Source organism: Mesorhizobium sp. STM 4661 (genome assembly GCF_000359125.1).
In the GTDB taxonomy this organism is placed as follows: Bacteria; Pseudomonadota; Alphaproteobacteria; order Rhizobiales; family Rhizobiaceae; genus Mesorhizobium.
This window is the reverse complement of sequence record NZ_CAAF010000063.1, coordinates 26,526-44,077: the sequence shown is the minus strand read 5'-3', so window position 1 is coordinate 44,077 and position 17,552 is coordinate 26,526. Positions and strand designations below refer to the sequence as shown.

The following is a 17,552-nucleotide window of genomic DNA, read 5'->3' as shown; positions in this document are numbered from 1 at the left end:
TATACTCGTTTGAGGACGAAGGCCAGCAGCGGTCTAATGGGCATTGAAAGGAGATACAGCCATGAATGAATTTCTGAATATTTTCGGCGACGTGATGCGGATCGCGACATTTCAATACCGACTGCCAAGATCGCCGCGCAGTGAAGCCGGTGGAAGTTGGAGACCCGAACCAGGTTCGCCTCCGCGGGCCCACCCAACGGGCCGCGCGACCCCGCGCGATCGTTGAAATGCCTGTCGCAAAACGGCTGTGAAATCGAGAAGACATTGCTTTCCCTGTCCAATGTCCACATCTATCGGCGATAGGAGATGACCTGGGTTTGCGATGGGCGACCAGCACCGACATGTACATGCTGCGCTGGCCGCACAGCGCGGGCGCAACTGGCCCGGCCCGTGGCGCAAGACGCCGGGCCGTCTCCTCGGCACGTCGCTCGTCCGCTTCTATCAACTGACGCTGTCCGGTTTTGTCGGCAATTCCTGCCGGCACCTGCCAACCTGTTCCGAATACGCGCATGAAGCGATCGCCCGCCATGGCCTGTGGGCCGGTGGCTGGATGGGACTTTTCCGGGTGCTGCGCTGCGGGCCGTTCGGCACGCATGGTATCGACCGCGTGCCGGAGGCGCTGGAAGACCGCTATGTCTGGTTCGCGCCATGGCGGTATTGGCAGGTCGGCAGGAAGCGCGGCGAATCCGAGATCTGACTGGATCCACCTGATATCAGCGCCGGCCGGTCTTTACGAACTCGTAGGGTTAACATCAGCCTGCACAAAGACTGCGCATTTGAGACAAAATCGAGACAAGACGCCTCGCTAAGCCGCTCCTGACACCTTCAGGAAAGAGCTTTGCATGCGCCAGATAGACCGCCGTCCATTCGTTTTCGCGATCGTTCTTTTTCTTCTGGCCTGGTTGCTTGGCTTTCCGATGCGGGCGCAGTCGGCGCCGCTCGGCGACGTCGAATGCACGCTGATCCAGGATGCGGTGAGCGGTGAGACACTCTATCGGGATGGTGTTTGCGACCAGCGCTTCAGCCCGGCGTCGACCTTCAAGGTGCCTTTGGCCCTGATTGCGTACGACTCCGGCATTCTGAGCGACGAGCACACGCCGAGCTGGGACTACAAGCCCGAGTTCAAGGCGGTGAAGCGGGATCGGAAAACCGTCGACCCCACGATCTGGGAACGCGATTCCATCCTCTGGTATTCCCGTGAAATCACGCGCCGGCTCGGAGCCAAGCGCTTTGCCGGATATGTGACGAAGTTCGGCTATGGCAACATGGATGTCTCCGGCAATGCCGGCAAGAATGACGGCCTCACAAATTCCTGGGTGAATTCCTCGCTCGATATATCGCCGGTCGAGCAGGCTGCTTTCCTGCGCCGGCTGCTTGCCGGCAACATGCCGGTTTCGGCCAGGGCGCATCAGATGGTCAAAGCGATCATACCGAGCTTTCAGGCTGGCGGTTGGACCGTGCAGGGCACGACCGGGAGCACCAGGCTCGGCGAGGGTGGTAAGGACAAACGCTCGCTTGGCTGGTTCGTCGGCTGGGCCGAGAAGGACGGACGTCAGATCGTGTTTGCGCGGCTCGTTGTCGATACCAGGCGGACCGACATGCCGAAGGGCCTGGCGACGCGGGCGGCATTCCTGAAGGACCTGCCTGGCTTGATCAAATAAGCGGTATGAGCGCTTTACGGCACCGGAATCTGCCCATAAAAGACTGCCGCCGGACGCATCCGGCATTTCACCACCCGCGCTCGTTTGCGGGACTGGATAGGAGAAGAACATGCTGAATTCCGTTTGCCTGACATTTCCCGATGGCTCCGTCCGCGACTATGACGCGGCGATGACTGGCGCGGGTCTCGCCGAATCGATCTCGAAGTCGCTGGCCAAGAAGGCGGTCGCCTACTCGATCGATGGCGTGGTGCGCGATCTCGGTGATCCGCTCGGCAAGTCCGGCAAGGTCGAGATCATCACCCGCGAGGATCCGCGCGCGCTCGAACTCATCCGCCACGATGCGGCACATGTGCTGGCTGAAGCCGTGCAGGAACTTTGGCCGGGAACGCAGGTGACCATCGGCCCGGTGATCGAGAACGGGTTCTATTACGATTTTGCCCGCAACGAGCCGTTCACGCCCGACGATTTCCCGGTGATCGAGAAGAAGATGCGCGAAATCATTCAGCGCAACAAGCCATTCACCAAGCAAGTCTGGTCGCGCGAAAAGGCGAAAAAAGTCTTTGCCGACAAGGGCGAGCGCTACAAGCTTGAACTGATCGACGCCATTCCCGAAGATCAGGAGCTCAAGATCTATGCGCAGGGCGACTGGTTCGACCTCTGCCGCGGCCCGCACATGGCCTCGACCGGCCAGATCGGCAGCGCCTTCAAGCTGATGAGGGTGGCCGGTGCCTATTGGCGCGGCGACAGCAACAATCCGATGCTGACCCGCATCTACGGCACGGCCTGGGCCGACCAGGCGCAGCTCGACGCCTATTACACGATGCTGGAGGAAGCCGAGAAGCGCGACCACCGGAAGCTCGGCCGCGAGATGGACCTGTTCCATTTCCAGGAAGAGGGGCCGGGCGTCGTCTTCTGGCACGCCAAGGGCTGGAAGATGTTCCAGAACCTGGTCAACTACATGCGCCGCCGCCTCGACGAGCAAGGCTATCAGGAGGTCAACGCGCCGCAGGTGCTCGACAAGAGCCTGTGGGAGACGTCGGGCCACTGGGGCTGGTATCGCGACGCCATGTTCAAGGTGACGGTCGCCGGCGACGATACCGACGACGACCGGGTTTTCGCGCTGAAGCCGATGAACTGTCCGGGCCACGTCCAGATATTCAAGCACGGGCTGAAATCCTACCGCGATCTGCCGGTAAAGCTTGCGGAATTCGGCAATGTGCATCGCTACGAACCGTCGGGTGCGCTGCATGGGCTGATGCGCGTGCGCGGCTTCACGCAGGACGACGCGCATATCTTCTGCACCGAGGAACAGCTCGCGTCGGAGTGCCTACGCATCAACGATTTGATCCTGTCGACCTATGCCGATTTCGGTTTCGATGAGATCAGCGTGAAACTGTCGACGCGGCCGGACAAGCGCGTCGGCACCGACGAGGCGTGGGACCATGCCGAGGCGATCATGGGCAGTGTGCTGGAGACGATCAGGGCTAAATCGGGCAATCGCATCACGACCTCGATCAATCCGGGCGAGGGCGCCTTCTACGGGCCGAAGTTCGAATATGTGCTGAAGGACGCCATCGGCCGCGAATGGCAGTGCGGCACCACGCAGGTCGACTTCAACCTGCCGGAACGCTTTGGCGCCTTCTACATCGGCTCGGATTCGGAGAAGAAGCAACCGGTGATGGTGCACCGCGCCATCTGCGGCTCGATGGAGCGCTTCCTCGGCATCCTGATCGAGAACTATTCCGGCCATTTCCCGCTGTGGTTCGCACCGCTGCAAGTTGTGGTGGCGACGATCACCTCCGATGCCGACGACTATGCCCAAAAGGTCGTTCAGCGGTTGAAGGCGGCCGGGCTGTTGGCGCAAGCCGATCTGCGCAACGAGAAGATCAACTACAAGGTCCGCGAGCATTCGCTGGCCAAGGTTCCGGTCATCCTTGTCTGCGGCAAGCGCGAGGCGGAGGAAGCGACGGTCAACATCCGCCGCCTGGGTTCGCGCGATCAGGAATCGCTCGGTCTCACGGAGGCCGTGAAGCTGCTTTCCGATGAGGCGGTGACGCCTGACCGCAGGCGCCGCGTGGCCTGATTTACTCAGAGTCTCAACGAAATGGCGGTGGAGCGATCCACCGCCATTTTCACATCCCTGTCATGGCGTGAGTTTAACAAATCGCGATGCTGAAGCTGAAACTGCGCGAAAGACCGTTTCCCGAACTTTCCTATGCCAGTCCGCATCAGCCGGCCTTGACGCGCTGGTTCATCCATTCGATCGAAGGCCTGTCCGGGCGCGACCGCTATGCCGCGCTCTACGATTTCTGGCGCCGTCACGTGGTGCCGACCGGCGAGCGTGTGTTCAGCCGCATGCTGGAGCTGATCGACGTCCGGGTGCGGACCGCCGATCAATGGCCGCCGGCAAGACTGCCCGATACGCCATTGGTGATCGTCGCCAACCATCCGTTCGGCATCGGCGACGGCATAGCCGTGCTCTCGCTGGCCGAGCAGCTTCAGCGCCCGTTTCGCGTCATGATCCACAAGGATCTGCTCAAGATCCGCGAGATGGAGCCCTATTCGCTGCCGATCGACTTTTCCGAAACCAAGGACGCGCTCAGGAACAACATGGCGGTGCGGCACGAGGCGGTGCGGCTGTTGAAAGAGGGAGTCACCATCGTCGTCTTTCCAGCCGGCGGCGTTGCCACCGCGCCAAAGGGGTTCGGCCGGGCGCGCGACCTGCCGTGGAAGATGTTTCCGGCCCGTCTCGTGCAAGACGCCAGGGCCTCGGTCATTCCCATGCATTTTTCCGGTCAGAACGGCCGGCTGTTCCATCTGGTCAGCGGTCCCATGAACATGGCCGAACGTGACGGACGCGTGGCGAAATTCGTCGGCAAGGCCTCGCTGACGCTGCGCACATCCCTGCTTATCCGTGAATTCGCGCGGCTCTCCGGCAAGTCGATAGAGGTGCGTGTCGGCGACGCGCTGAGCTGGGAAGAGCTGGAGCCTTTGCGTGACCGCAAGGTGCTGCTCGACCGCCTCTATCGCGGCGTGTTCGATCTGGCGCCGGCCGCACCGCGGCGTCGCGTGCAGTTACTCCAGCGGCGCATGCGCAAGGCGGCCTGAGGGGCAGGCCATGCGCCGGAACCAAATCCTTAGGGTGATGTCCGGACCGTTTAGTCAGCCCCTTCCTCGGGATCGATGGCCGAGGCTTCCGAGGCCAGAACGTCGATCTCCTTGTTCTGTCCGGCCACGACCGTAAAATCCTTCTGGTAGATACGGTCGCGGTTTTTGGCGATGATGGTGTAGTCGCCCTCGGCCAGCACCATCGAGGCAAAGGCGCCGACGGTTTCCTTGATGGGATCTCCGGATTCGTTGAGCAACGACCAGGAGGTGTCGGCGATCGCCTCGCCGCCGGCCTCGCGCACCAGCTTCATGGTCATCTCGGCCGCGCGATGCTCGACGGTCGCTTCGGTCAACTTGCCGGCCTCGACGCGGATATCGGAGCGAATGACCGCATTCACTGCGCCATAGGTCGACACGACATGGTAGATGCCGGCGTTCAGCCGCACGACGCTGTTCGGCTCGACGTCGGGTATGATCAGCGCGCGGTCGGCATTGGTTTCGGTCTGGCCCTCATAGATTGAAAAGCGCAGCTTCTTTGGCGGGATGCGCACACCGCCCGACAGCACGGCGTCGAGCTTGAGGCCGCCGGCATCGAGCACGAGGCTTTCGCGCTTGGCGTCCTTGGCGACGGTGATGCGCTTGGTGGCGCCGGCCCGCCCATAGGAGGCGTGGACAAGATAGCTGCCGGGCTCGAGTTGGAACACGGCGGTGCCGCCATGGGCGGAAGCGACCATCGGCAGCTTGCCGTCGCTGGCCGCTTCGGGCTTGAAGACGCGCCAGACGATGCCGCGGGTGATGTCGGCGCCCTTGTCCGTCAGTTGGGCGGACAGGGTGATCGCGCCGCTGCTTCCCAACGCCAATGGTGTTTCGCTTTTCGGCGTCGCGTAGCTGGAAATCCCGGGAAGTTTCAGATCGCCGATGCCGTCCGCATCCTGCGCGCCGGCGGATGAAGCCGGCACCGCCAGCAACGCGGCGGCGAGCCAGATCAGGAAAAGACGCAGCATCCCCTCAAACATGCCTTGCGTTGAAGCCCAAGGCGGTGGCAATTTCAAGGCTTAAGAGTCCGATCCGCTTCTGCTGGGCCATGTTTCGGTCTAAAGGACTCTTGCCGCCGGCGCGTCCGCGCCACTGCCCAAGCCGCCCGATGTCGCGATGGCGTGCTTCAGCTCAAATTCCAGGAGACTTGCGCCCATGGCGTCCCCCATCATCGACTTCCTGCTGACCCGGAACTCCGCGCCAATCCCGGAGCTGAAGGAGCCGGCGCCCAGCGACGCCGACATCGCGATCATGATTGCCGCTGCCTCACGGGTGCCGGACCATGGCCGGCTCGAACCCTGGCGCTTCATCCTCTACCGGGGCGAGGCCCGCGTCGAGATCGGCAAGAAACTGGCGGCCCTTGCCGAACAGCGCGAAGGGCCGCTGCCCGAAGGCCGCCGCAACCAGGAACTGGCGCGCTTTTCGCGCGCGCCGCTGGTGATCGGCGTGGTGTCGAGCCCGAAGGAGAATCCGAAAATCCCGCAATGGGAAATGTTCCTGTCCGGCGGCATGGCGGCGATGAACCTGATGATATCAGCCAATGCGCTGGGTTACGGCACCAATATGATCAGCAACTGGTATTCAGACGTGGCCGAGGGCAGGGCGATGCTGGGGCTGGCGCCGCATGAGCGCGTTGTCGGCTTTGTCCATATCGGCTCTTATCAAGGGCCGGCGCCGGAGCGACCGCGCCCCGACGCGGCGAAATTCTATGCCGACTATCAAGGACCCTGGGTGGGATAGAGATGTTCTACGAGCCGTCGAAAGGGCATGGGCTGCCGCACGATCCGTCAAAGGCGATCGTGGCGCCGCGCCCGATCGGCTGGATCTCGACTGTGGACAGGGAAGGCAGGATCAATCTCGCGCCGTATTCCTTCTTCAATGCCTTTTCGACCCGACCCTTCATTGTCTGGTTCTCGTCCGAAGGCGAGAAGGACAGCGCCACCTTTGCCGAGGAAACGGGCGAGTTCGTCGCCAATCTGGTCAGTCGCGAACTGGCGGAGAAGATGAACCGGACGGCGGTGGACGCGCCGCGCGGCATCAGCGAGTTCGGCTATGCCGATCTGGCCATGGCGCCGTCGCGGCTTGTCGCGCCGCCCCGCGTGGCGGCAGCGCCCGCGGCGCTCGAATGCCGGGTGACGGAGATCTTTCGCCCGAAAGCGCTGGACGGGACACCGACGAGCGCGGTCGTCGTTGCCGGTGAAGTCGTCGGTGTCCATATCGACGATGCGTTCCTGAACGACGGCAGGTTCGATATCGTCAAGGCGGGCAATGTCGGCCGCCTTGGCTATATGGACTACGCCAGTGTCGATGAGATCTTCTCGATGCGCCGCCCCCGTTGGGAAAAAGAATAGGGCTGGGGAAGGATCAGGCCAAAACGCCAGCCGCCCTGGCTCGCGCCAGAATCCGTTCGGCGAGCCTGAGATGCGGCCGGTCGTACATCTTGCCATCGATGCCGACTACGCCGGGGTTTCCCGCCGCCTCGAATGCGGCAACCACGGCAGCGGAATGCTGAACCGCCTCGGTCGACGGTGTGAAGGCGGCATTGATGATCGGCACCTGCGCCGGATGGATCGCCATCTTGCCGGTGAAGCCGTCGAGCTCGGCCTCGGCGCATTCGGCCTCGAAAGCGGCCATGTCGCGAAAACCGGGGAAGACCGTGTCGATCGCGGCGACCTCCGCCGCACTCGCGGCAAGGATGGTCATGGTTCGGGCAAAGCGAAAGACATCGGTGTAGCGGCCATTCCCGTCGCGCGCTGTGCGGGCACCGATCGCCGCCGACAGATCCTCCGCCCCCCAGGTGATGCCGACAAGCCGCGCGCTGGCCTTGGCGTAGGTCGCGGCCGCCAGCACGCCTGCCGCCGTCTCGGTGATGATCGGCAGAATTCTTATCACGCCGTCCGGCATGCCGCTTTCGGCTTCGTGCACCCTCAGTTTTGCCGAAAGCTGCTGGACATCCTGGCCGCTGTTCGACTTCGGCAGCATGATGCCGTCGGGTTTGGCCGGAACAAGTGCCGAGAGATCGTCGTCGGTCAGTCCGCTCGACAGATCGTTGACCCGGACATAGATCGCGGCTGCGGTCCGATGCCGGTGGGCGGCAATGAAGCGCGCCGCGATGTCGCGCGCTTCCGGCTTGTTTCCAAGCGCCACGGAATCCTCAAGGTCGACAATGACCACATCGGCGCCCGCGCCAAACCCCTTCTCCAGCTTCTTTTCCGAATCGCCGGGAACAAAGAGCAGCGAGCGCATCCGTCACGCTGCCTTCTTCATCATCATCGCTTGCCTCAGGCATTTGGCGACGAGCACGTCATTCTGGTTGTAGGCGCGGTGCTCGAACTCGACGATGCCGCGGTCCGGCTTCGATTTCGACTCCCGGGCTGAGATCACAGTGGTCTCGACGCGGATGGTGTCGCCGTGGAAGACTGGATGCGGAAACACCGTCTCCTTCATGCCGAGATTGGCAATGGTCGTGCCGACGGTGATGTCGTTCACTGAAATGCCGATCATCAGGCCAAGCGTGAACAGCGAATTGACCAGCGGCTTGCCCCATTCGCTTTTCGCGGCGAAGTCGAAATCGATATGCAGCGGTTGCGGGTTGAGCGTCATCACCGAAAACAGCATATTGTCGCTTTCGGTGACGGTCTTGCGCAGCGTGTGCCGGAATAGCTGGCCGACGACGAACTCTTCCAGGTAAAGCCCGGCCATGGTCGATCTCCCGTTTCCGGTAGCTTGATAAGCGCTGCCCACCGCTCCATCAAGCCGGTTAATGAACATGGTGAACCGTTCGTAAACCATTTCTGCCTAGGGTCTTGTCAGGGGCTAGAACGGACTTGGGCCGGGGGCGTAGCGGACGGCATGATTGTTTCGCATTTCCTGAAATGGATTGACACGGCAAGGGCCTCGGAGCGTGCCGCGGCGGCCAGTGCGCTGGCCCGCGCCTATATCAACTCCGATCTGCCTTTCGAGGATCGCTGCGCCGCCGAGGCTGCGTTGACGTTGCTGCTCGACGACGCCTCGTCGAAGGTGCGGCTGGCGATTGCCGAGGCGCTGTCGATGAGCCATCACGCGCCGCTGCAGATCATCAGCGCGCTGGCGTCCGACCAGCCGGAAGTGGCCGGCGTGGTGCTGGCGCGTTCGCCGCTGCTCACCGATGCCGATCTGATCGACCGGGTCGCGAGCGGCCAGAAGGCGACGCAGAAATTGATCGCCGACCGGCCTGTCGTCTCGATGGCGGTCGCGGCGGCGATCGCCGAGATCGGCGAACCGGAAGCCTGCGCAACGCTGCTCGCCAACAGCGGCGCGGACATCGCTTCGCTCAGCTTTCGCCGCATGGCCGAACGGCATGGCCATCTGCCTCTAATGCGCGAAGCGCTGATATCGGACGCGCGGCTGCCAGCCGACTGCCGGCATATGCTGCTGATAAAGCTTGGGGAAACCCTCAAGGGGTCGCCACTGGTGCTGGCGCTGATGGGCCCGGCAAGAGCCGAACGCGTCATGCGCGACGCCTGCGTCAAGGCTTCGGTGACCCTGATCGAAGGCACGCGCCAGGAAGAACATGCAGCCCTGATCGAGCATCTGCGCCTGCGTGGCGACCTGACGGCAAGCTTCCTCATTCGCACCATCGCGCATGGCAAGGTCGACTTCTTCGGCTCGGCGCTGGTTGCGCTCAGCCAGCAGTCCGAACAACGGGTGAGGGCGCTGCTGGCCGGCGGGCACGATGTGGCGCTGCAGGCGTTGTTCCGCAGCGCCGGCCTTGCAACGGCGATCCACGCGATCATCCTGCGCGCGCTGAAGATCTGGCGCGAGGTTGCCAATGGCAAGCGCATTGCCGGCGTGCAGGAAGTAAGCTGGCTGATGCTGAAGGAACTCGGGGGGCAGTCGGCGCAAGGCGATCTTGCCGGGTTGGTCAAGTCGATCCATCTCGATGCGTTGCGCGAAAACGCGCGCGGGCATGCCTTGGCGATAGCGGCGGCCTAGGCCTTATCCTTCGCGAAAAAATCCGGAAAGTCCTCAAGCGCCGCGGCGATGATGCGAAGAGAGGCCGCGACCTGCAACATCTCGGACGTGTCGTTGTGCTCGGCGATAGCTGTCGCATACTGCCTTGCGACGGCGATCGTCGCCGTCTGCGGGTCGCCGGGTTTTCGGAAAAGCAGTTCGCGCGCCAGCCCGCGCAGGAAATTGGTGATCGAAAGCGCTGTTTCGGGCGGGATCGCCAGACTTTGCCGCGCATTGCGAAGCCGCAGGATTTCGATGCCGACAGTAACGGCGACAATGCTGCCGCCGAGAACGGCGTCATCCTTCTTGGCGGTGCTTTGCAAGAGGGGCATCAACTGGTTGACCCGGTCGTAGGCAAGGCTCTCGAAAGCTTCGCGTTTCGGCACGCGTTCATGCAGGCAAAGACGCGCAAGATCCTCCCGCATCGACCGCACGATGCGGTTGACGGTGGCCCTGGGATCGGCCGGCAGCACGACGACAAAGACGCCGATCGCCAGAAGAATGCCGACCAGGATCGACGCCGAACCGGCGAAGAACGGCCCGGGATCGAAGATCATGGCCTGGTGCGGGTTGAGGAAGGCGAGGAAGTTGATGGCAAAGGCTGTCGCCAGGCCGACATGGCGCGGGTTGGCCATGCCCAGTGCCGCCGGCACCAGGATCGGCACCACGAAGAGCATGAACCAGCCGAACCCGGGCAGGGCGGGAAGCGCGATCTGGCCGACGAGAAAGGCAAAGGGCAAGGCGAGCAAGGTGCCCTTGAAGAAACCCCAGGCCGCTTGCACGGGATCGGGACGGGCGGCGAACAGGCTGGAGACAACGGCGACGAGGACGACCGTGCCCGCCGCTTCGGACCATTTCGTCGTCAGCCAGAAGGCGGCGACCAGAAGCGTGGCGATCGCGGCGCGTACGGCGTTGCGCCAGGCCGCATGATAGTCGCGATGGATCATCAGTGCCGGCTGCCGGCGTTCACGAGCGGCGCGGGAGGCCGGAGCGCGTAAGGCGTCCAGGCCGCGCAGTACCTGCTGCAAGGCTTCGGCGAAATCGGCCGCGATGGTGAGGCGGGTGACCGCGCCGACCCTGTCATCGCCTTTTGCCGCCGCCATGTCGGGCATCCGCCGCGCTTCGGCAACGATCTCGTCGAGCCGCGCTATCCACGGCGCCGTGTCGTCCAGCGCAGCCGGTTGTGCCGCCAATTCGCCGACGAAAGCCTTCAGTTCGGCGCGCACGGGAATGAGGGCCGCGTTTTTCGGCGCGGCATGGGCATGCAGCGCGCGCGCCGCCGACAGGGCCGACAGAAGCTGGCCGATGGTGCGCCGGACGGGATAGGCGCGGCTCGCAAAGCTTGGCGCTTCCAGTCTTGCGTAGGCGCGCATTTCGCCGAGTGTCTGGGCGTCGGCGATCAGCTTTCGGTGCAGGCCGGCGAGCATCGTCGCATCGCCGGCGGAAAAGGCGCCGCCAGCATAGACCGCGAGGTCGAGTATGCAGCGCTTCAACCTAGAGATAATGGCGTCGGCCGCCAGTTTCGGCAGGATCAGCCGGCTGGTCAGCGCGGCGCAGACGATGCCAAGCACGATTTCCGCGCAGCGTGCCACGGCGAGATCGACGACAAGATGCTGCTGCCCGAAAGCCGGCAGGCCGATGATCATCGCGGTATAGCCCGCAAGGGCCGCGCCATAGGCTTCCGGGTTGCGCAGCAGCGACGAGACGAGCGTGCAAAGGCCGATCCAGACGGCAAGCACCGTGACCAGCAGCCAGGGATTGGCACCAAAAAGGGAGGTGATACCTATCGCCGCCAACCCACCGGCAAGCGTGCCGAGCAGCCGGTAAAAGCCCTTTGCCAGCACCATGCCGGCGACCGGCTGGGCGACGATGAACACCGTCATCATTGCCCATTGCGGATGATCGAGCTCGAGCGCGTAGGCGGAAAGAAGCGCGATCAGCCCGGCCGAAACCGTGCGCAGGGCGAAAATCCAGTCCGAGCGCGTCGGCCGCGTGAGGCTGGCAAGCCTTGCGGCAAGATCGCTGCGCAGCCGGTCCCAGATCACACGCTCATCTCCGCGTTCGATGGAAGCGGGCTAATTCAGATATCCAGCACTTCCGTCTCGGCGAATTCCGCGCGTTCCTGGATGAAGCGGAAGCGGGCTTCGGGCTTGGTGCCCATCAGCGCGTCGACCGCGTCCTTGGTCGCGGTCTCGGCGTCGATCACGTCGACCCTGAGCAGCGTGCGCTTCCTCTTGTCCATGGTCGTTTCCTTGAGCTGGGCGGCCATCATTTCGCCGAGCCCCTTGAAGCGGCCGATTTCGACCTTGCCGCGCCCGGTGAATTCGGTGCGCAGAAGTTCGTCCTTGTGCCCGTCGTCGCGGGCATAGGCGACCTTGCCGCCTTGCCGGATCGAATAGAGCGGCGGCACCGCCAGATAGAGATGGCCGCCGCGGACCAAATTGGGCATCTCCTGGTAGAAAAAGGTGATCAGCAGAGAAGCGATGTGGGCGCCGTCGACGTCGGCGTCGGTCATGATGATGACGCGGTCGTAGCGCAAATCCTCGTCGCGGTATTTCGACCGCGTCCCACAGCCCAATGCCTGGATCAGATCGGAAATCTGCTGGTTGCCGGCGAGCTTGTCGTTGCCGGCGCTGGCGACGTTGAGGATCTTGCCGCGCAGCGGCAGCACGGCCTGGCTGGCGCGGTCGCGCGCCTGCTTCGCCGAGCCGCCGGCCGAATCGCCCTCGACGATGAAGAGCTCGGCGCCGGCAGCGGCATTCTGGGTGCAGTCGGCAAGCTTGCCGGGCAGCCGCAATTTGCGCACCGCGCTCTTGCGCGACACTTCCTTTTCCTGGCGCCGCCGCACCCGCTCGTCGGCGCGCGCGATCACCCATTCGAGGAGCTTGGAGGCTTCCTGCGGATTGTCGGCCAGCCAATGGTCGAACGGGTCGCGGATGGCGGTCTCGACGATACGGATCGCTTCGAGCGTCGCCAGCCTGTCCTTGGTCTGGCCGACGAATTCCGGCTCGCGGATGAACACCGACAGCATGCCTGCCGCCGAGATCATGACGTCCTCCGACGTGACGATCGAGGCGCGCTTGTTGCCGATGAGATCAGCATAGGAACGCAAGCCCCGCGTCAAGACGTTGCGGAAGCCCGCCTCATGCGTGCCGCCTTCGCCGGTCGGGATGGTGTTGCAATAAGAATTGAGGAAGCCGTCACCGCCGAACCAGGTCACCGCCCATTCGAGCGAGCCATGGCCACCTTGCCTGTCGCCCTTGCCGGCGAAGATTTCGCGGGTGACCTGAAACTCGTCGCCGAGCGAGGCTTTGAGATAGTCCTTGAGGCCGCCCGGAAAATGGAACTCGGCCTTGGCCGGCGTCTGATCCTTTTCCTTGATCAGCGACGCATCGCAAGTCCAGCGGATCTCGACGCCGCCGAACAGATAGGCCTTCGAGCGCGTCATGCGGTAGAGCCGCGCCGGCTCGAAGGCGGCGCCCTTGCCGAAGATCTGCTCGTCCGGATGGAAGCGGATCCTGGTGCCGCGGCGGTTATGCACCTCGCCGAGCTGCTCGAGGCCGGTGACCGGGATGCCGCGCGAGAATTTTTGCCGATAGAGTTGCCGCCCCCGCGCGACTTCGACCTCGAGATGATCCGACAGCGCGTTGACCACGGAAACGCCGACACCGTGCAGGCCGCCCGAGGTCTCATAGACCTTCGAGTCGAACTTGCCGCCCGAATGCAGCGTCGTCATGATGACTTCGAGCGCCGGTTTCTTGAATTTCGGATGCGGATCGACCGGGATGCCACGGCCATTGTCGGTGACCGAGAGGTAGCCGTCGGCGGAGAGTTCTACATCGATGAAGGTCGCGTGGCCGGCGACCGCCTCGTCCATCGAATTGTCGATGACTTCGGCGAACAGATGGTGCATCGCCTTGTCGTCGGTGCCGCCAATATACATGCCGGGGCGGCGCCGCACCGGCTCCAGCCCTTCCAGAACCTCGATGTCGGCAGCGCTATAGCTCTCGCTGCCATCGCGCGATGCCGGGCGCTTCGCCGCCTGCACCAGCGGATCCGCGGGGCGCGTCGAGGCGCGAACCGGTTGCGGCTGCTTGTCCATATTGCCGAAAAGATCGTTGTTGTCGTCCATGCTGGTCCTGGATTGCGATGCTGCGAATCACCCCCGATACTGCCACGCTTTTTGCGGGCAGGCGACGGAGGTTCCTGTTACGTTCGAGGAATAGAGCCCTCTTACCGCAAAACCATCCGACAACCAAGCGGCCGAAATGGGCCGAAAGCGTTGGAGCATCGCCTTGACGCTCTCACTCCACCATTTGCAGGCGCAGATCGAATTGAAGGCCGAGACCATGACCGATCCATTGACCGCGCTGATGAACCGGCGTGGGCTGACTTCACTCTATGGCGAGCGTGCCTTCGGCTCCTTCATGTCCGTCGCCATGTTCGACCTCGACCATTTCAAGAAGACGAACGATGTCTTCGGTCACCCGGTCGGCGATCAGGTTCTGTGCCGTTTCGCCGCCGTCATCAATAAATATGCCAGGACCGGCGTCGACGCCTTCCGGCTGGGCGGCGAGGAGTTCGCGCTGGTCATGTCCCGGATGACGGAAGAGAGAGCCCACGATCTTGCCAGCAAGATCAGCGTCGCCTTCGGCACCGAAATCGTGACCACCCCGCTTGGTCCATTGCGCAGCACGGTCAGCGGCGGCATCGGCTTTGGCAAGGCTGGCGGCAGCAGTCTCGACGACGTGCTGGCCGCAGCCGACGCAGCGCTTTATGCGGCAAAGCGGGCCGGGCGAAACCGCGTCATTGGCCAGAACAAGGCAAGCAGGGCCGACCAGGTCGGGCCGGCCCTGCGTTCTGCCTGATTGAGGCTTCTATCTTCTTGTTAGACCATGATCTTGTCCGAAAACCGGATTCCACTTTTCGGGATCATGGTCTACTCCGCCGCGCCCAGATATTCCGACGGCGGCGGGCAGGAGCAGACGAGGTTGCGGTCGCCTGCGACATTGTCGATGCGCGACACCGGCGGCCAGTATTTTGCCGATGTATCGGCATTGCCGGCCGGGTAAGCCGCCTCCAGCCGCGAATAGGGATGGCTCCACTGGCCGGCCAGCGCCTCTGCGGCGGTGTGGGGCGCATTGACCAGCGGATTGTCGGCCAAGGGCCAGTCGCCTTTCGCCACCTTGGCTGCCTCGCCTGCGATTGAAATCATAGCCTCGCAAAAACGGTCGAGTTCCTGCTTGGGCTCGGATTCGGTGGGCTCGACCATCAGCGTGCCGGCGACCGGAAACGACATTGTCGGCGCATGGAAGCCATAGTCGATCAGCCGCTTGGCGATATCGTCGACGCTGATGCCGGAGCTCTCCTTGAGCACGCGGGTGTCGAGGATGCACTCATGGGCGATGCGATCGTGCCTGCCCTTGTAGAGGAGCGGGAAATGCGGTGCGAGCCGCGTCGCCACGTAGTTGGCGGAAACGATCGCCGTCTCGGTCGCCTGCTTCAGGCCGGAGGCGCCCATCATGCGGATGTACATCCAGGTGATCGGCAGGATGGAGGCACTGCCGAAGGGTGCGGCCGACACGGCATGCGCCGAGCCTTCGGTGACATGACCCGGCAGATAGGGCTTGAGGTGGGCCCTTACGCCGATCGGGCCGACGCCTGGACCGCCGCCGCCATGCGGGATGCAGAAGGTCTTGTGCAGGTTCATGTGGCAGACATCGGCGCCGATGTCGCCGGGGCGAGCGAGGCCGACCAAGGCGTTGAGGTTGGCGCCGTCGAAATAGACCTGGGCGCCATGCTCATGGATGAGGGCGCAGAGGTGGCGCGCGCCTTCCTCGTAGACGCCATGCGTCGAGGGATAGGTGAACATCAGCGCCGCGAGATTCTTGGAATGCTCATTGGCCTTGGCCCTCATATCGTCCATGTCGATATTGCCGTCCTCCAAGCAACGCACGACGACAACGCTCATGCCGGCCATCGCCGCGCTCGCCGGATTGGTGCCATGCGCGGAAGACGGGATCAGGCAGACGGTGCGATGGCCTTCGCCGCGCGAGCGGTGATAGGCGCGAATGGCGAGCAGCCCAGCATATTCGCCCTGGCTGCCGGCATTGGGCTGCAGGCTGACCGCGTCGAAACCGGTGATCTCCGACAGCCAGCCTTCCAGTTCGCCGACCATGGCTCGGTAGCCGGCCGAATGGCTGGCCGGCGCGAAGGGATGCAGATTGGCGACGCTTGGCCAGCTCACCGGCATCATTTCGGCCGCGGCGTTGAGCTTCATGGTGCAGGAGCCCAGAGGGATCATGGCGCGGTCAAGTGCCAGGTCCTTGTCGGCCAGCCGGCGCAAGAAGCGCATCATCTCGGTTTCCGAGTGGTTTTCGTGGAAAACCGGCTGGCTGAGAAACTCCTTGCCGCGTGGCTTGTCGGGTAGGGTGCTGGCGCCAGCGGCACCGGCCTTGGCGCCGAACAGTGCTGCAATCGCGTCCAGATCGGCCTCGGTCGAGGTCTCGTCGAAGCTGATGCCGATATGGTCGGCGTCGATGACGCGCAGCAGCCGGCCGGTCTTTTCGGCAGCCGTGGCGATCGCCTTGGCCTTGCCTTTCGCTTCCACCGTCACCGTGTCGAAGCGGCTCGCGCCAAGCACCGAAACGCCTGAGGCCTTGAGGCCGGCTGCCAGGCGGTTGGCCAACTCGTGGATGCGGCCCGCAATCGCCTGGAGGCCCGCAGGGCCGTGCCAGATCGCATAGGCCGTCGCCATATTGGCGAGCAGCGCCTGCGCGGTGCAGATGTTGGAGGTCGCCTTGTCGCGGCGGATATGCTGTTCGCGCGTCTGCAAGGCGAGGCGATAGCCGGGGCGGCCCTTGCTGTCGGTCGACTGGCCGACGAGGCGGCCAGGCATCAGCCGCGTCAGCTTGTCGGAGACGGCGCAATAGGCGGCGTGCGGGCCGCCAAAGCCCATCGGTACGCCGAAGCGCTGCATCGGGCCGACGGCGATGTCGGCGCCGAGTTTTGCCGGCGCGTCGGTGAGCGTCAGACCGAGCGGATCGGCGATGAAGACGACGAGCGCGCCGGCGGCGCGAGCCTTTTCGATCGCTGCCTTGTGGTCGCCATAGACGCCATACGTGTCCGGCCAGGAGACGAGCAGGGCGGCGGTGTTGTCGTCGATCGTCTCGCCGTCGACTTCGGTGCCGAGCGGTTCGGCGCGGGTGCGCACGACGTCCAGGGTCTGCGGATGCGGGGTGCCGGCAAGTGCTACCTTGGTGCGCTTGTCGCGATGATGGCGCAGCGCAATGCCGACGGCCTCGGCCACTGCCGTCGCCTCGTCGAGCAGCGAGGCCGATGCCACCGGCAGTCCGGTCAGCTCGGCAACCAGGGTCTGGAAGTTGAACAGCATTTCGAGCCGGCCCTGGCTGATCTCGGCCTGGTAGGGCGTGTAGGCCGTGTACCAGGCCGGGTTCTCGAACAGATTGCGCTGGATGACCGGCGGCACGTGGACGCCGTGGTAACCGGCACCGATAAAGCTCTTCAGTACCGTGTTGTCAGCCATTGTCGCCGAAAGCTCGGCCAGCGCTTCCGCTTCGCTCGCCGGGGCGGGCAAGGCGAGCGGCTGGTCGAGGCGGATCGATCTCGGCACGGCCTGGCTGATCAGCGTCTCAACCGAGGGAACGCCGATCGTGGCCAGCATGGCTCTGATGTCGTTGGTGGCCGGGCCGATGTGGCGGGCCGAGAAGGGATAGGGTGCTGCTACGGTCATGT

General features: G+C 63.7%; 14 protein-coding genes. 8 read left to right on the top strand and 6 right to left on the bottom strand.

All coding sequences use genetic code 11. The features are described from left to right. Positions 1 to 322 precede the first annotated feature (322 nt). From yidD to MESS4_RS20405, 4 genes are all read left to right on the top strand, one after another. The gene (gene yidD / locus MESS4_RS20420; protein ID WP_006335057.1) at positions 323 to 697 is read left to right on the top strand and encodes a membrane protein insertion efficiency factor YidD; all 375 of its coding nucleotides are present in this window, start codon (positions 323 to 325) and stop codon (positions 695 to 697) included. A 145-nt stretch (positions 698 to 842) separates the two neighbouring features. Then, the gene (gene blaOXA / locus MESS4_RS20415; protein WP_006335056.1) at positions 843 to 1,661 is read left to right on the top strand and encodes a class D beta-lactamase; all 819 of its coding nucleotides are present in this window, start codon (positions 843 to 845) and stop codon (positions 1,659 to 1,661) included. A 109-nt stretch (positions 1,662 to 1,770) separates the two neighbouring features. Then, on the top strand, positions 1,771 to 3,744 hold the full coding sequence (gene thrS / locus MESS4_RS20410) for a threonine--tRNA ligase (protein ID WP_006335048.1): 1,974 nt from the start codon (positions 1,771 to 1,773) through the stop codon (positions 3,742 to 3,744). 86 nt (positions 3,745 to 3,830) lie between these two features. Next, positions 3,831 to 4,769 carry a GNAT family N-acetyltransferase gene (locus MESS4_RS20405; protein ID WP_006335032.1) on the top strand — a complete coding sequence of 313 codons (939 nt, stop codon included), beginning with the start codon at positions 3,831 to 3,833 and terminating at the stop codon, positions 4,767 to 4,769. A 50-nt stretch (positions 4,770 to 4,819) separates the two neighbouring features. Here MESS4_RS20405 and MESS4_RS20400 read toward each other — a convergent pair whose 3' ends face one another. Further along, a complete protein-coding gene (locus tag MESS4_RS20400) occupies positions 4,820 to 5,785 on the bottom strand; it encodes a hypothetical protein (protein ID WP_036241749.1) in 966 nt (321 codons plus the stop codon). Positions 5,786 to 5,960: 175 nt separating this feature from the next. Between MESS4_RS20400 and MESS4_RS20395 the strand changes: the two genes are divergently transcribed. After that, positions 5,961 to 6,545 (top strand): nitroreductase, encoded by a 585-nt coding sequence (locus MESS4_RS20395; RefSeq protein ID WP_006335029.1) that lies wholly within the window; start codon positions 5,961 to 5,963, stop codon positions 6,543 to 6,545. Between the two features lie 2 nt (positions 6,546 to 6,547). After that, positions 6,548 to 7,156 (top strand): flavin reductase family protein, encoded by a 609-nt coding sequence (locus MESS4_RS20390; RefSeq protein WP_006335027.1) that lies wholly within the window; start codon positions 6,548 to 6,550, stop codon positions 7,154 to 7,156. Between the two features lie 13 nt (positions 7,157 to 7,169). Here MESS4_RS20390 and MESS4_RS20385 read toward each other — a convergent pair whose 3' ends face one another. Next, positions 7,170 to 8,051 carry a CoA ester lyase gene (locus tag MESS4_RS20385; RefSeq protein WP_006335026.1) on the bottom strand — a complete coding sequence of 294 codons (882 nt, stop codon included), beginning with the start codon at positions 8,049 to 8,051 and terminating at the stop codon, positions 7,170 to 7,172. Positions 8,052 to 8,054: 3 nt separating this feature from the next. After that, a complete protein-coding gene (locus MESS4_RS20380) occupies positions 8,055 to 8,507 on the bottom strand; it encodes a MaoC family dehydratase (RefSeq protein ID WP_006335025.1) in 453 nt (150 codons plus the stop codon). A 150-nt stretch (positions 8,508 to 8,657) separates the two neighbouring features. Between MESS4_RS20380 and MESS4_RS20375 the strand changes: the two genes are divergently transcribed. Continuing rightward, the gene (locus tag MESS4_RS20375; RefSeq protein WP_006335024.1) at positions 8,658 to 9,779 is read left to right on the top strand and encodes a DUF2336 domain-containing protein; all 1,122 of its coding nucleotides are present in this window, start codon (positions 8,658 to 8,660) and stop codon (positions 9,777 to 9,779) included. Here the strand turns inward: MESS4_RS20375 and MESS4_RS20370 are convergent. Continuing rightward, positions 9,776 to 11,842: an FUSC family protein gene (locus MESS4_RS20370; RefSeq protein ID WP_006335023.1), complete on the bottom strand. Its 2,067-nt coding sequence runs from the start codon at positions 11,840 to 11,842 to the stop codon at positions 9,776 to 9,778. The genes MESS4_RS20375 and MESS4_RS20370 overlap by 4 nt on opposite strands. Before the next feature lie 35 nt (positions 11,843 to 11,877). After that, a complete protein-coding gene (gene parE / locus MESS4_RS20365) occupies positions 11,878 to 13,929 on the bottom strand; it encodes a DNA topoisomerase IV subunit B (protein ID WP_006335022.1) in 2,052 nt (683 codons plus the stop codon). 163 nt (positions 13,930 to 14,092) lie between these two features. On the opposite strand from parE, the gene MESS4_RS20360 reads away from it, so the two are divergent. After that, entirely contained in the window at positions 14,093 to 14,665 is a 573-nt protein-coding gene (locus tag MESS4_RS20360) for a GGDEF domain-containing protein (RefSeq protein WP_006335021.1), read from the top strand. A 71-nt stretch (positions 14,666 to 14,736) separates the two neighbouring features. On the opposite strand, the gene gcvP is transcribed toward MESS4_RS20360, so the two are convergent. After that, positions 14,737 to 17,550, bottom strand: a complete 2,814-nt coding sequence (gene gcvP / locus MESS4_RS20355) for an aminomethyl-transferring glycine dehydrogenase (protein ID WP_006335020.1) — start codon at positions 17,548 to 17,550, stop codon at positions 14,737 to 14,739. Between the last annotated feature and the right edge of the window lie 2 nt (positions 17,551 to 17,552).

Coding starts and splice junctions, on each gene's coding strand:
- yidD (WP_006335057.1), top strand. CDS start 323: ATGGGCGACCAGCACCGACATGTACATGCTGCGCTGGCCGCACAGCGC.
- blaOXA (WP_006335056.1), top strand. CDS start 843: ATGCGCCAGATAGACCGCCGTCCATTCGTTTTCGCGATCGTTCTTTTT.
- thrS (WP_006335048.1), top strand. CDS start 1,771: ATGCTGAATTCCGTTTGCCTGACATTTCCCGATGGCTCCGTCCGCGAC.
- MESS4_RS20405 (WP_006335032.1), top strand. CDS start 3,831: ATGCTGAAGCTGAAACTGCGCGAAAGACCGTTTCCCGAACTTTCCTAT.
- MESS4_RS20400 (WP_036241749.1), bottom strand. CDS start 5,785: ATGTTTGAGGGGATGCTGCGTCTTTTCCTGATCTGGCTCGCCGCCGCG.
- MESS4_RS20395 (WP_006335029.1), top strand. CDS start 5,961: ATGGCGTCCCCCATCATCGACTTCCTGCTGACCCGGAACTCCGCGCCA.
- MESS4_RS20390 (WP_006335027.1), top strand. CDS start 6,548: ATGTTCTACGAGCCGTCGAAAGGGCATGGGCTGCCGCACGATCCGTCA.
- MESS4_RS20385 (WP_006335026.1), bottom strand. CDS start 8,051: ATGCGCTCGCTGCTCTTTGTTCCCGGCGATTCGGAAAAGAAGCTGGAG.
- MESS4_RS20380 (WP_006335025.1), bottom strand. CDS start 8,507: ATGGCCGGGCTTTACCTGGAAGAGTTCGTCGTCGGCCAGCTATTCCGG.
- MESS4_RS20375 (WP_006335024.1), top strand. CDS start 8,658: ATGATTGTTTCGCATTTCCTGAAATGGATTGACACGGCAAGGGCCTCG.
- parE (WP_006335022.1), bottom strand. CDS start 13,929: ATGGACGACAACAACGATCTTTTCGGCAATATGGACAAGCAGCCGCAA.
- gcvP (WP_006335020.1), bottom strand. CDS start 17,550: ATGACCGTAGCAGCACCCTATCCCTTCTCGGCCCGCCACATCGGCCCG.